The sequence below is a fragment of the Saccharopolyspora indica genome (genome assembly GCF_027853965.1).
GTDB classification, from domain to species: Bacteria; Actinomycetota; Actinomycetes; order Mycobacteriales; family Pseudonocardiaceae; genus Saccharopolyspora; species Saccharopolyspora indica.
Map to the genome: position 1 here is coordinate 1 of NZ_JAQGLB010000019.1, position 13,276 is coordinate 13,276.

Here is a 13,276-nt window from a genome sequence, read left to right on the forward strand (position 1 = left end):
CCAATGGAGGAATGCACGGTTCGTCCCGGATGCAGTGCGCGACGACCCGCCGTTGCCGGTGAACGTCTCCCCGGGTGACGGTGGTGGTCAGGGGGCTTTCGGGCGGGTCGCCTTGGTGCGCAGAACCGACACCGCCGCGCCGAGGAAACCGATGTTGAAGGCCATGTGGACCGCGGCCACCGCCCGCGCGAACTGCGAGACCGCGTGCACGTCGCCGAAGCCGACGGTGCTGGTGATCGACAGGGCGAAGTACAGCGCGTCGGTCTTGGTGCGCAGCTCGGCGATCGCGTCCGGCTGGTGCTGGGCAAGCCCGAAGTAGACGGCGGCGAAGAACAGCACCGCCAGGTAGAGCGCGGCCACCACGCCCGCCATCGAGCTCCCGTGGTGCCCGCCCGACCGGAACCGGCGCACCTGGACCATGATCAGCACCGAGACGACGAGCAGGCCGACGCCGAAGACCACGACCTCGCCGATGGTGCCGACGAGGCCGAACACCCCGATCGGCAGCGCGTAGTAGACGCCGGTGCACACCGCCACGGAGCCGACCGCGGCGGCCAGGTCGATCAGCACTCTCCGGGCCACGATCGCCAGGTTGTGCCACCGGCGCGCCCGGCACCACTCGACCCGGCGTCAGGCGGCGGCGGGAGTCCTGGTCAGGCGGCTGAGGCGGCGCTTGCCGATCACCCGGCAGGCCAGGTAGATCACGAACGAGATGATCGTGACGAAGGCGCTCACCGGGGCACCCGGGGCCAGCGACAGGACAATGCCGCCCAGCACCGCGGCCTCCGCGAACACCACGGCCAGCACGGTCGCCTTGAGCGGGCTCGCCGTCACCCGCGCCGCCGCCGCGCCCGGCGTCACCATCAGGGCCAGCACCAGCAGCGCGCCCACGGTTTGCACGCCGAGCGCGGTGGCCACTCCGACCAGCACCGCGAACAGCGGCGTCAGCACCCGCGCGGGCACTCCGCGCGCCGCGGCCACGTCGGGGTCGACGCTGGCGAACAGCAGCGGCCGGTACACGAAGGCGAACACCAGCAGCACGAGCAGCGCGCAGGCGGTGAGCAGCAGGACGTCGGCGGAGTCGACCCCGACGATCTGGCCGACCAGCAGGCTGAACTTGTTCGCGGTGCGCTCCGGGTTCAGCCACAGCAGGAGGACGCCGACGCCCAGGCCGAACGACAGGATCGCGCCGATCACCGAGTCGCGCTCGGTGCCGCGCTGGCCCAGCAGTCCCAGCAGCAGCGCGGCGACCACGGCACCGGCCAGCGCCCCGGTCCCCACGCTGACGCCGAACAGCAGCGCCGCGGCGGCGCCGGTGAAGGCGAGTTCGGCCGTGCCGTGCACGGCGAAGGACATCTTCCGCGCCACCACGAGCGGCGCCAGGCACCCGGACACCAGGCCGAGCGCGGCGGCGGCCAGCAGCGCCTGCTGGACGAACGGGTAGCCGAGCAGGTCGACCATCGCGCTGAAGTCGAAGAGCTTGCCCAGCGCCTCGGTGATCGCGTTCACGCCTCTTCCGCCTCTTGCACGTGGTGGTCGTGGTCGTCGGCACCCGCGACCACCAGCCTGCCGCCGACGCGGGCGACCTCGACATCGGTGCGGTACAGCTCGGACAGGGTGGCCGAGTTCATCACCTCGTCCGGCGGGCCGACCCGGAACCGGCCGTCGACCAGGTACAGCACCCGGTCGACCAGCGGCAGCACCGGGTTGATCTCGTGCGTGACGAACAGGACCGCCGCCCCGGCCTGCTGCGCCTGGTTGGCGATCAGCCGGCTCACCTTGCGCTGGTGCGCGATGTCCAGCGACAGCAGCGGCTCGTCGCACAGCAGCACCGACGGGTCGCTGACCAGCGCCTGCGCCACCCGCAGCCGCTGCTGCTCACCGCCGGAGAGCAGGCCCAGCGGCATCCGGGCGTACTCGGTCGCCTCCACCGCGCGCACCGCGGCCTCGACCCGCCGCTTGCGCTCGCGGCGGTTGCGGAACCCGACGCCCCAGTGGTGGCCGTCCAGCCCGAGCCCGACCAGATCGGTGCCGCGCACGGTGACGGTGGCCTCCAGCGCCCGCTGCTGCGGGATGTAGCCGATCCGGTTGCTGCCGCGCCGGGCCGGGCCGCCCGCGATCTCCACGGTGCCCGCGCTCAGCTGCTGCAGCCCGAGCAGCACCTTGAGCAGGCTGGTCTTGCCGGAACCGTTCGGCCCGAGCACGGCCAGGAACTCGCCGGGGGCGACTTCCAGGTCCAGGCCCGACCACAGGGTTCGGCTGCCGTAGGAGAGCGCGGCGTCGCGCAGCCGCACCGCGGGCGCGGTGGGCGGCGCGAGGACCGGCTCGGTCTCGGGTTTGGCGGTCATGTCTCAGCGATTCTGGTTCAGGGCGTTCTGCAACGCGGCGATCTGGGTGTCCATCCACTGCACGTAGGTCTTGCCCTCCGGCAGCGTTTCGGTCATCTCGACGACCTGGATCTGGTTCTGCTCCGCGGCGGTGCGCACGTTGCGGGTGACCGGCGATTCGGTCTGCGGGTTGTAGATGACCGCCACCGCCTGCTTGGCGTTGATCGCGTTCTGGATCTCGGCGACGGCCGCCGCCGAAGGGTCGGTCTCGGCCTCGATGGCCTTGACGAAGGACTGCGGGGTCACGTCCTGCAGCCCGGCGGCTTCGACCAGGTAGTGCGCGACGGGCTCGGTGACGATGACCGGCTTGCCCTGGTTGGCGGCGGCGATCTCGCCGACCTTGCCCTCCAGCGCGCCGACCTCGGCCTCGAACTGCCCGGCGGCCTGGCGGAACTGCTCGGCCTTGGCGGGCTGGAGCTTGCCGAGCTCGGTGGCGACCTGGTCGGCGACCTCGTGCACCACGTGCAGGTCGTACCAGACGTGCTCGTTCACCGAGTGGTCGTGCCCTTCGTGGCCGTGCTCCTCCGGGGCCGCAGGCTGATCGCCGTGGCCTTCGTGGCCGTGCTCCTCCGGAGCCGCGGGCTGATCGCCGTGGCCTTCGTGGCCGTGCTCCTCCGGAGCCGCGGGCTGGTCGCCGTGGCCTTCGTGGCCGTTCTGCTCGCCCTCGTGCTCGTCCTTGACGGCTTCCACGGTGGGCTTCTGGTTGCCGCTGCCGAGGATCTGCTCGATGAACTCGTCGTAGCCGCCGCCGTTGAACACCACCAGGTGGGCGTCGGTGACCTTGGCGGCGTCCTGCGGGGTGCTCTCGTAGGAGTGCGGGTCGGCGCTGGGGTCGCTGACGATCGACTCGACCTCGACGGCGTCGCCGCCGACTGCCTGCACGACGCTGCCCCAGACGCTGGTGGACGCGACGACCTTGATCTTGTCATCGGCACCGGGTGCGGCCTGCTCCCCGGTTCCGCAGGCGGTCAGGGCGACAGCGGTGGCGGCCAGCCCGGCCAGGGCGGTGGACGCAGCGCGACGGCGGGAGGTCATCTAGCGCACTCCTAGGTGATCTTGTGCGCAGCAGGCGGACGGCTTACTGCGAACGGTAACGGAAACCGTTGTCATCTACAGTCTAAGCACGTCGTTCCACAACACTCCACCGAGTGGGTTATTCCCCACGAAACGCGAAGACGCCCCCGCCGGGAGCGGGGGCGTCGGAGCGAGCAGCGGACGGCGCCGGTCGGGTGGGTGGTCCGTGAGTGTTTTGGGGCGCTATGGCACCCCAAAACGCGCACGGCCCACCCACCGCTGAACAGCCGGGAAAACCCTTCGCGGGTCAGCCAACCAGGCGGAGGCCGGTCTCCGGGTGGAACAGGTGCACCTCGGTGCTGTCGCGGAGGGCGACCTTGACGTGCTGGCCCAGGGCCGGCGGCGTGCGGCCGTCGGCGCGGACCACGAAGCGCTCCTGCGAGCCGTTGACGTCGATGGCGCCGTGGATCAGCGCGTCCGCACCCAGCTCCTCGACGAGCTCGACGGTCATGTCCATGCCGTCGTCCTCGCTGGGGACCAGCGACAGCGCCTCCGGGCGCACGCCGAAGGTGACCTCCTTGAGGCCGTCGGCGGCGGCCAGCACGTCGCGGGACAGCGGGATCGTGGTCCCGTCGAGCACCGCGCCTTCGCTGGTCAGCGGCACCGTCTTGAGGTTCATCGCCGGCGAGCCGATGAAGCCGGCCACGAACGCGTTCGCCGGGTTCTCGTACAGCTCGCGCGGGCTGGCGCACTGCTGCAGCAGGCCGTCCTTGAGCACCGCGACGCGGTGCCCCATCGTCATCGCCTCGACCTGGTCGTGGGTGACGTAGATGGTCGTGGTGCCCAGCCGCTTCTGCAGCGCGGCGATGTTGGCGCGGGTCTCCACGCGCAGCTTGGCGTCGAGGTTCGACAGCGGCTCGTCCATCAGGAACACGCTGGGCTCGCGGACGATCGCGCGCCCCATCGCCACCCGCTGCCGCTGACCACCGGAGAGCGCCTTGGGCTTGCGGTCCAGGTACTTCTCCAGGTCCAGCATCCGGGCGGCTTCGGTGACCTTCTCCTTGATGACGTCCTTGGGCGTCTTGCGGAGCTTGAGCGCGAAGCCCATGTTCTCGGCCACGGTCATGTGCGGGTAGAGCGCGTAGGACTGGAACACCATCGCGATGTCCCGGTTCTTCGGCGGCGTGTGGGTGACATCGGTTCCGCCGATCGTGATGCCGCCCTCGTCGACGTCCTCCAGGCCGGCGAGCATTCGCAGCGCTGTCGACTTGCCCGACCCCGACGGGCCGACCAGCACCAGGAACTCCCCGTCCGCAATGTCCAGTTCCAGCTGGTCAACAGCGCGAACCGGCGGATTCCCCTGGTACACCCGAGACGCGTTGACGTATGCAACCTCAGCCATGTGTGACGCACCTTTCAACTGAACCGGTCCCGAAACGGTAACCGGTCCAACACCAAAGGTCATCCCCTCGAATGAACCAACTCGCTACGTAATCACGCAGAGTCGCTCCGTGTTCACCACTCGAACATGAGTGGGATATGCATCATGCTCACTTCACCGAGGGGTACTGAACCGTTACGGTTCCTCCATGGCGCGGTCAACGAATGCCCGGCGGCCTGCGACGCTCGCCTCGCTCGCTGCAGAACTCGGGGTCTCCAGGACCACGGTTTCGAATGCGTACAACCGTCCTGACCAGCTCTCCCCCGAGCTGCGCAAGCGGGTTCTGGAGACGGCTCGCCGGCTCGGCTACCCCGGTCCGGACCCGGTGGCGCGGTCGCTGCGCACCCGGAAGGCGGGTGCCGTCGGCCTGCTGCTCACCGAGAACCTCTCCTACGCGTTCCGCGATCCAGGCGCCGTGGGCTTCCTCGAAGGGCTGGCGCTGGCCTGCGAGGACGCCGGTCAGGGCCTGACCCTCATCCCGGCGAGCCCGGAGCGCGAGGACGTCGCCGCGGTGCACCGCGCCGGGGTGGACGGCTTCGTCGTCTACTCCGTGCCCGAGGACGACCCGCACCTGGCCGCCGTGCTCGAGCGCCCGGTGCCGGTGGTGGTCTGCGACCAGCCGCGGCTGGACAACGTGGACTGGGTCGGCCCGGACGACCGCAAGGCCATCAAGAGCGTCGCCGACCACCTGATCGGGCTCGGCCACCGCCGCATCGGCGTGCTGTGCATGCGCCTGGCCCGCGGCCGCAACGACGGCCCCGCATCCGTGCAGCGGCAGGCGAACGCCAGCTTCCACGTGCAGAAGCTCCGGCTGACCGCGCTGGCCGAGGTCTTCAGCGAAGCAGGCGTGGACTGGACGACGATCCCGGTGGTGGAGCGCTTCGACCACACCACGGCCTCCGGCGCGTCGGCGGCCGCCCAGCTGCTGGAGATCGACCCGGACATCACCGCGATCGTCTGCACCTCGGACATCCTCGCGCTGGGCGCGCTCAGCGAGGCCCGCAACCGCGGCCTGCGGGTGCCGGAGGACCTGACGATCACCGGTTTCGACGGCATCCCGGACGCCGAGCGGGCGGGCCTGACCACGGTCCGCCAGCCGTGGCTGGAGAAGGGCCGGGCGGCGGGCCGCCTGCTGCTGGAACCCGGCGAGCCGGGCAGGCCCCGCCACATCCAGCTGGAGACGCAGCTGATCACCGGATCCACCTCGGCCCCGCCCCGCTCCGCCGAGGAGCGCTGGTTCGGCCCGTGACCCGCGACGTCACCTGATGCCGTGACGCTCCGGCGCGTCGGTGCCCGACACGCCGGAACCGCACCCGGCCCGGAGATCAGTAGTTCTCCCACTCGCCTTGGGCGTGCTGGAGGATCGTCGGGTGCATGAGGGTCGACGGTTCCATGCCGGGGATGCGCGTCCGGTCCGGCGGGAACGTCGCCGCGGCTCGCAGAGTCGGCTCGTCCAGGGAACGCAGGGGCGGAACGTCCGCGGGCAGCCGCAGTTCCGGTGCTCCCGGCGAGGCCAACGGGCTCCGCGCTTTCCCGGACTCCGCAACTTCCATTGAAGTTGGACGTCCGATTTCCATTGAAATCGCATCGCCCTGATCCGCCGCCGAGGCGATGTGGAAGCCCCACTCGCCGAAGCTCGGCACCGTCACCGCGTAGGGCGCGGTGTTCAGGTGCGCCGCGCGCATGGACGCCTCGATGTTCCAGAACGCCTTGGGCGCGAAGAACGGCGAGCCCGCCTGCACCACCGCGCGCGCGTCGTCGGCCATCGCGTGGCGGACCAGGCCGTAGAACTCCGTCGAGTACAGCTTCGCGGTGGCCGTGGAGTCCGCGTCGGGCATGTCGACCAGCACCACGTCGTAGCGGTCGCGGTTCTCGCGCAGCCAGGTGAAGGCGTCCGAGGCGACCGTGCGCACCCGCGGGTCGTCGAAGGAGCGTCCGTTCAAGGCCGACACCCGCGGATCGGTGCGGGCGAGCTCCAGCACGGCCGGGTCCAGCTCCACCAGCGTGGCCTCGCGGACGTCCGGGTAGCGCAGCACTTCCCGCAGCACCAGGCCGTCCCCGCCGCCCAGCACCAGGACGCGACCGCGGGGGCCTGCCATCGCCGGGTGCACCATCGCCTCGTGGTACCGGTACTCGTCCGCCGAGCTGAACTGCAGATCGCCGTTGAGGTACATGCGGGTGTCGGGCGTGCCCTTGAGCGACACCGACTCGGTGAGCACGACCTCCTGGTAGGGCGTGCGCTCTGCGTGCACCACGGGATCGGCGTACAGCGCCTGCCGCGCGGTGATCTCGAAGTCGTCGGCGAACACGTAGGCGCTCACCAGCAGCCCGCCCACCAGCACCGAGATGCCGGTCAGCACCAGCACGGCGCGCTTGGACAGCTCGCGGCGGAACACCGTCAGCACCAGCCCGATCCCGGCCGCCGCGTTCACCAGGCCGACCACCAGCGCGCCCTGCACCTGCCCGAACAGCGGCAGCAGGAGGAACGGGAACGCCAGGCCGCCGACCAGCCCACCGACGTAGTCGGCGGCGAACAGGTCGGCGACCGCCGATCCGGCGTCCTGCCGCCGGATCCGCTGCAGCAGCACCATCAGCAGCGGGATCTCCGCGCCGATGAGCACGCCCAGCACCAGCGCGGTCGCGATCAGCGCCGGGGTGTAGAGGCTCAGCCACGCGAAGGCCGCGTAGAGCAGCAGCACGCTGAGCCCGCCCAGCAGGGCGAGGAGCAGCTCGATGGCGGCGAACGCCTCGGCCGCCCAGCGCTGCAGGGGCTTCGCGGCCAGCGCGCCGACGCCCATCGCGAAGACCATCAGCGACAGCACGATCGAGGCCTGGCCGACGGTGTCGCCGATCAGGTAGCTGCCCAGGGCGACCAGCGCGAGCTCGTAGACCAGACCGCAGGCCGCACAGACGAACACCGCCACCAGCACGGCGGTCCGGGCGAGCCGGCTGCGCGGTCTGCTGGGGGCGGTGTCCGGTTCGGTGTCGGTCGCGGTCACCAGATCGCCGCGGCGATGATCACCGCGATCACCAGGTGCGCACCCGCCGAGACCCAGGTCGCCGGGTGCAGGTTCGGGGTGGCCAGCTCCTCGCCGAGCTTGCCGGGCGTGATCAGGTCGATCAGCAGGAACGACAGGCTCATCAGGATCAGCCCGAGGACGCCGTAGGCGAGGGTGCCGATCAGCCCGGCGACCAGGTCGTCGGAGCTGGCCGCGATCGCCGTGGTCAGGATGACCCCGACGCCGAGCAGACCGGAGACCAGCAGCAGCGCCGCGTTGGGGTTGCGCTGCACCCAGATCAGGTCGCGCAGCCTGCCCGGTGTGGCCAGGTCGACGAGCACGTAGCCGAGCGCCATCATCGCCACGCCGATCACCCCGTAGGCGACCGCGGCGAGCAAGCCGTGGAGCAGTTGCTGGAGCAAGGTGAAGTCCTTCTCGTGTCGTGAACGGGGTCAGCGGCCGGGTTGTTGCGGCCAGGGCGGTTGCGGCCGGCCCTGACCGGGCGGCGGTGCCTGCGGGTTCGGGCCGGGCTGCGGGGCTCCTGGCTGGAACCACGACGGTCCGGGTGGCGGTGGGCCGGGTGGCGGTGCCTGCGGGTTCGGACCTGGCGGCCGCGGGCCCGGCGGTGGCGGGCCTCCGTCCGACGTGGACTTCTGCTTGGCCCGGCCGGCGAAGCCGAGACCCAGCGCCACCACCGCGACGACGCCCAGTCCGATGAGCCACGCCCAGGTCACCCAGCTCGAACCGGAACCGTCGCCCGGCGGCAACGGCGGCGGCGTCGCGCCGCCCGGCTCCTGGTCCGGAACCTGCGGCGGGTTCAGCGCACCGCTCTCCACCAGCAGCAGCGGAAGTCCCAGCGCCGCCTGACCGGTGACCGACACCGGCTCCGCGGCCAGCGAGTCCGCGGTGACGCCCAGCTTCACGAAGTCCGACCGCAGCGGCAGCGGCGACAGGTCCGAGGAGCCCGCCGTCCGGACGTCGGCGGCGTCCAGGTCGTCGTCGGTCGAACCCGCCGCGACGAACACCTCCACCTCGGCCCAGCGCGGGCAGGTGTCGGCCGGGACGTTCGCGCCGCGGCTGGAGCCCTGACCGGCTTCCCCGCTCGTCCCGTCGACGAGCTTCCAGCCGAAGCAGACCCCGTGCAGCGCCTCGGCCTCGGCGAGGCCCTGCGCGAGCTGCTCGGCTTCGCTGGGCGTGAACCCCTGGAGCGTCGTGCCGTAGTAGGTCTGGTCGTCGGAGTAGACGGTGGTGTCGTCGGAGGTGAACTCCTCCTGCGCCGCGTCGCCGCCGAACGCGCCGACGAGCGTGCCGATGATGCCCGCTGCCGCGAAGAAGAGCACCACGACAACGATGACGCCGACCCGGCGCTGAGGCCTCGCGGTGTTCGTCATTTGCCCGCTCCCGGTCCTCTGCCGCGGAAGCTCTCGCCATGCGCGCTCGTCCAGCCCCAGACACCGCCGACGTGGGTGTGGTAGCGGCGGTAGGCGTGGTCGACGTCCATCACGTGGATCACCGAGCCCTGCGCCTGCGGCTTGATCACCACCGCGTCGCGCGAGTACCGCAGGTAGATGCCCGAGGCGTCGTTGTACTGCGACTGCGGCTTCCACTTCGAGCTGATCTGGAAGGCGACCGTGCTCGGCGGCAGCGGGCTGGTGTAGGCGCGGTTGTCGGAGTCGCCGCTGAGATCCAGGTGCGCCGCGCGGGTGTAGTTGTTCGCGACGTAGCCGCGCGGGCCGCTGCCGGTGGAGAACGCGGTGACCAGGCCGACGATCAGCGCGAGCACTGCCGCGGCGCCGGCGATGACGAACCAGAACTTGGGTTTCACGGCGTCAGCTCGCAGCCGGGTAGATGAGCACGTCGTAGCGGCTGAGCGCCTCGCCGGTGCTGGCTTCCCAGTCGGCGCCGCCGTAGGACTCGAAGCCCAGCAGCGCGCCGTCCGACGACTCGTAGTCGTGGTAGCGCACGGTGCCGCGCTCGGCCAGCCCGGTGGTGGCCTCGCTGCGGAAGTCCGCGCCGCCGGATTCCTCGGAGTGGTAGGTGCGGCCGCCGAAGGTGATGGTCTTCGGGCCCGGCTCACCGGCGTCGTCCACCGGCGTCCACAGCGAGAGGATCAGGTCCGGGTCCTCCTCGACGGCCAGCCACACCTGGGTGCCCTTGGCGTCGTCGAGCAGGTGCTCCGACCAGGTCCAGCCGCCCTCGGACAGGCGCAGCGTGCCGCGCACGGTGAACGACCGGCCGCGCACCTCGACGATGTCACCTGCCTTGAGCGCGCGCGGATCGCCGCGCAGCGAGTCCTGATCGCCGGTGTGGAACGGATCAGCGGGCGGCTGCGGCTGCGGTTGCGAGGCCGCGCGCTTGGCGCGCATCCCCATGACCACAGCGACCACCGCGACGATGATCAGCACGATGACGACGATGATCAACGCCGTGACCAGACCGTTCACCCGTCAGCCCTTCCCTAGCGCGAGTGTCCGGCACAGAGCGTATTAGCGAGCCGCCGACCGGATGACACGATCCGCCCAAATCGTGACCAGCATCCCCGGCCCGATGTCGCACGGTCTGCGACGAGAACGCCGTTTGGCCTGGTCAGGTGCCGTGAGTGCTTTGTGGGGCCATAGCACCCCAAAACACTCACGGCCCACGACCTGCCAAAACGGCCGCCACTGCCGAAGCAGCGTGCTCCGCGACCCGCTGCGGGTCGCGGAGCACCCGGGTCAGGCCGAGAGGAGCTGGGCGCAGCGGATCAGGCCCAGGTGGGAGTAGGCCTGCGGGTGGTTGCCCAGCGAGCGCTCCGCGATCGGGTCGTACTCCTCGGACAGCAGGCCGGTCGGGCCCGCCGTGTCCACGATCTGCTGGAACAGCTCCTCCGCTTCGGTGCGGCGGCCGATCAGCAGGTACGACTCGATCAGCCACGCCGCGCAGAGGTGGAAGCCGCCCTCGTCGCCGGGCAGCCCGTCGTCGCGGCGGTAGCGGTACACGGTGGAGCCGCTGCGCAGCTCCGCCTCGATCGCGGTGACCGTCGCCTGGAACCGCTCGTCCGACGGGTCGATCAGCCCGGACAGGCCGACGTGCAGCGACGCGGCGTCCAGGTCCGAGCCCTCGTAGGCGGTGGTGAAGGCCTGCACGTCCGGGTGCCAGCCGTTCTTCACCACGTCCTGCGAGATCTGGTCGCGCAGCGGCGCCCAGGACGGGTCGGCCTCGCGGCCGTAGGCCTCGGCGATCTTGACCGCGCGGTCCAGCGTCACCCAGCACATGACCTTGGAGTACACGTGGTGGCGCGGCACGTCGCGCTCTTCCCAGATGCCGTGGTCCGGCTCGAACCAGCGCTGCGAGACCGCCGAGGCCATCGCCGTGACCAGCTGCCAGTCGACGTCGCGGACCCGGCCGGTGGCCTGCGCCAGGTGCGCGACCAGCTCCACCACCGGGCCGAAGACGTCCAGCTGCACCTGCTGGTCGGCGAGGTTGCCGACGCGGACCGGCCGGGAGCCTGCGTAGCCGGGCAGGCTGTCGATCACGGCCTCCGGGCCGAGGCTGGTGCCCGCCAGCGTGTACAGCGGGTGCAGCCGCTCCGGGCCGGGCAGCGTGTCGAGGACGCGGTGCAGCCAGTCCAGGAACGCCTCGGCCTCGGCCGTGGAGCCGAGCGTCACCAGCGCCTGCGCGGTCATCGCGCCGTCGCGCAGCCAGCAGTACCGGTAGTCCCAGTTGCGCACGCCGCCGATCTCCTCGGGCAGCGAGGTGGTGGCGGCGGCCATGATGCCGCCGGTGTCGGTGTTGCACAGGCCGCGCAGGGTCAGCGCCGAGCGGGCGACCAGGTCGTGCTCCACCTCGGGCAGCGACAGCGTCTTCATCCAGTCCGACCAGTACCGGTCGGCCTCGTCCCGCCGCTCCGCCTCCGGCCGCGCCGGGGACAGGTCGTCGGCGCCGCAGCGCAGCTCCAGCACGACCGGCTCGCCCTCGGCCAGCTCCAGCACCGCGTGCGCCGACTCGTGCATGCCGTCGGAGCTGATCTCCCACTGCACGCCCGGCGAGTACAGCACCATCGGCTCGGCGGTGCCCTGCACCCGCAGCCCGCCGGCTTCGGCGGTCAGCCGCACCGGCACCTGGCCGAACTCGGGGCGCGGCGCGAACTCCACGTCGGCGGTGGTGCTGCCGGAGATCACCCGGACCAGGTCGGTGCGGTGGCTGTCGGTGCCGTGCGCCAGGTAGTCGGTGACCAGCAGCCGCGACCAGCGGGTCTCCACGGTCATCGTGTTCGGCACGTAGCGCTGGCCCAGCGGCAGCGGGCTGCGCTGGGTGCCGTTGCCGCCGCCGTGCGGGCGGATGCTGAAGTGGCCCGCGCCGGGGCCGCCCAGCAGGTCGGCGAACACCGCCGCCGAGTCCGGCCCGGGGTGGCACATCCAGGTCAGCCGCGCGTCCGGGGTCACCAGGCCGACGGTGCGCTCGTTGGACAGCATCGTCAGCCGCTCGATCGGCGGGGCCTGCTCGCCGTAGAGCCAGGTCCGGCGCTCCTCCATCAGGAACGCCAGCACGGTGGCGACGTCGGCGGCGTCGCCGACCCGGTAGCGGGCCAGGGTCTCCCCGTCGCCGATCTTGATGCCCAGATCGGGGCCGTGCAGGCGGGCGAAGGCCTTCTCGTCGGTCACGTCGTCGCCGAGGAACACCGCGGCGGTGGCACCGACCTGGTGGCGCAGGGTGTCCAGCGCGTTGCCCTTGTCGGTCTGCACCACGGCGAGCTCGATGACCTCCTTGCCCTCGGTCACCTGCACGCCGTCCCACGTGGCGGGGCCGGTGCGGACGGTCTCCAGCACTTCGCCCGCGACGTCGGGCTCGGCGCGGCGGACGTGCACCGCGACGCTGGCCGGCTTGGCCTCCAGCGTCACGCCGTCCTTGCCGCGCACGATGTCCTGCAGGCCGATCTGCAGCTCGGTGCGCAGCTGGGTGGCCTCGGGTTCGAGCTCGTGCACGAAGCCGACGTCGAACTCCGAACCGTGGCTGCCGACCAGGTAGACCTCGGCGGGCAGGCGGGACAGGGTGGCCAGGTCGCGCAGCGCCCGGCCGGAGATCACGGCGGTGGTGGTGGCGGGCAGGGCGGCCAGCGAACGCAGGGCGTGCACCGACTCCGGCAGGGGTTTCGCCTGGGTGGGGTCGGCCACGATGGGCGCCAGGGTGCCGTCGTAGTCGCAGGCGACCAGAAGTCGCGGTGTCCGCGCGAGCTGCACGATCTCGCGGCGCAGCTCCGCAGGCAGGGCTTCGGCGGTCAACGCCATACTCCTCATCAGGGGCGTGGTCAACGAAGTTCTTTCAGAATGCGGCGTGAGCCGCATGCGGTGCGGGACTCAGCCCGCACCGCCGCGGGTTCTCAGACGTCGTCTGGCGAGGACAGCCCGTTCGCCGTGTATTGGACATACATAAGAACGGGATCCCGCAGACCAGGC

Annotated in this window: 12 protein-coding genes; 1 reads left to right on the forward strand and 11 read right to left on the reverse strand. The window is 71.4% G+C overall.

From position 1 onward, the window contains the following. Positions 1–87 precede the first annotated feature (87 nt). From OU416_RS30935 to OU416_RS30955, 5 genes are all read right to left on the reverse strand, one after another. Positions 88–582, reverse strand: coding sequence for a potassium channel family protein (locus OU416_RS30935; RefSeq protein WP_270930590.1), 495 nt, complete (start codon positions 580–582; stop codon positions 88–90). A 48-nt stretch (positions 583–630) separates the two neighbouring features. Next, positions 631–1,488, reverse strand: coding sequence for a metal ABC transporter permease (locus tag OU416_RS30940; RefSeq protein WP_372907195.1), 858 nt, complete (start codon positions 1,486–1,488; stop codon positions 631–633). A 17-nt stretch (positions 1,489–1,505) separates the two neighbouring features. Next, positions 1,506–2,348 (reverse strand): metal ABC transporter ATP-binding protein, encoded by an 843-nt coding sequence (locus tag OU416_RS30945; protein ID WP_270930591.1) that lies wholly within the window; start codon positions 2,346–2,348, stop codon positions 1,506–1,508. Positions 2,349–2,351: 3 nt separating this feature from the next. Continuing rightward, positions 2,352–3,422, reverse strand: a complete 1,071-nt coding sequence (locus OU416_RS30950) for a metal ABC transporter solute-binding protein, Zn/Mn family (protein ID WP_270930592.1) — start codon at positions 3,420–3,422, stop codon at positions 2,352–2,354. Positions 3,423–3,708: 286 nt separating this feature from the next. Next, a complete protein-coding gene (locus OU416_RS30955; protein WP_270930593.1) occupies positions 3,709–4,803 on the reverse strand; it encodes an ABC transporter ATP-binding protein in 1,095 nt (364 codons plus the stop codon). 187 nt (positions 4,804–4,990) lie between these two features. On the opposite strand from OU416_RS30955, the gene OU416_RS30960 reads away from it, so the two are divergent. Next, positions 4,991–6,091: a LacI family DNA-binding transcriptional regulator gene (locus OU416_RS30960; protein ID WP_270930594.1), complete on the forward strand. Its 1,101-nt coding sequence runs from the start codon at positions 4,991–4,993 to the stop codon at positions 6,089–6,091. A 76-nt stretch (positions 6,092–6,167) separates the two neighbouring features. Here the strand turns inward: OU416_RS30960 and OU416_RS30965 are convergent, their stop codons facing one another. The 6 genes from OU416_RS30965 to otsB all read right to left on the reverse strand — a co-directional run bounded on the left by OU416_RS30965 (position 6,168) and on the right by otsB (position 13,108). Further along, positions 6,168–7,841 carry a polyamine aminopropyltransferase gene (locus OU416_RS30965; protein ID WP_270930595.1) on the reverse strand — a complete coding sequence of 558 codons (1,674 nt, stop codon included), beginning with the start codon at positions 7,839–7,841 and terminating at the stop codon, positions 6,168–6,170. Then, positions 7,838–8,263 carry a DUF350 domain-containing protein gene (locus OU416_RS30970; protein ID WP_270930596.1) on the reverse strand — a complete coding sequence of 142 codons (426 nt, stop codon included), beginning with the start codon at positions 8,261–8,263 and terminating at the stop codon, positions 7,838–7,840. Before OU416_RS30970 ends, OU416_RS30965 begins: the two co-directional genes overlap by 4 nt. 30 nt (positions 8,264–8,293) lie before the next feature. Then, positions 8,294–9,232 carry a hypothetical protein gene (locus OU416_RS30975; RefSeq protein ID WP_270930597.1) on the reverse strand — a complete coding sequence of 313 codons (939 nt, stop codon included), beginning with the start codon at positions 9,230–9,232 and terminating at the stop codon, positions 8,294–8,296. Next, complete coding sequence (locus OU416_RS30980) at positions 9,229–9,666, reverse strand: DUF4247 domain-containing protein (protein ID WP_093156564.1); 438 nt, start codon at positions 9,664–9,666, stop codon at positions 9,229–9,231. The genes OU416_RS30975 and OU416_RS30980 overlap by 4 nt, the downstream gene beginning before the upstream one ends. A 4-nt stretch (positions 9,667–9,670) precedes the next feature. Beyond that, positions 9,671–10,285, reverse strand: a complete 615-nt coding sequence (locus OU416_RS30985) for a DUF4178 domain-containing protein (RefSeq protein WP_270930598.1) — start codon at positions 10,283–10,285, stop codon at positions 9,671–9,673. A gap of 270 nt (positions 10,286–10,555) precedes the next feature. After that, positions 10,556–13,108 (reverse strand): trehalose-phosphatase, encoded by a 2,553-nt coding sequence (gene otsB, locus OU416_RS30990; RefSeq protein WP_270930599.1) that lies wholly within the window; start codon positions 13,106–13,108, stop codon positions 10,556–10,558. Positions 13,109–13,276 lie beyond the last annotated feature (168 nt).

Excerpts from the sequence above, each read along its gene's own strand:
- OU416_RS30945 (WP_270930591.1), bottom strand. The coding sequence starts at position 2,348 with ATGACCGCCAAACCCGAGACCGAGCCGGTCCTCGCGCCGCCCACCGCG.
- OU416_RS30950 (WP_270930592.1), bottom strand. The coding sequence starts at position 3,422 with ATGACCTCCCGCCGTCGCGCTGCGTCCACCGCCCTGGCCGGGCTGGCC.
- OU416_RS30955 (WP_270930593.1), bottom strand. The coding sequence starts at position 4,803 with ATGGCTGAGGTTGCATACGTCAACGCGTCTCGGGTGTACCAGGGGAAT.
- OU416_RS30960 (WP_270930594.1), top strand. The coding sequence starts at position 4,991 with ATGGCGCGGTCAACGAATGCCCGGCGGCCTGCGACGCTCGCCTCGCTC.
- OU416_RS30975 (WP_270930597.1), bottom strand. The coding sequence starts at position 9,232 with ATGACGAACACCGCGAGGCCTCAGCGCCGGGTCGGCGTCATCGTTGTC.
- otsB (WP_270930599.1), bottom strand. The coding sequence starts at position 13,108 with ATGGCGTTGACCGCCGAAGCCCTGCCTGCGGAGCTGCGCCGCGAGATC.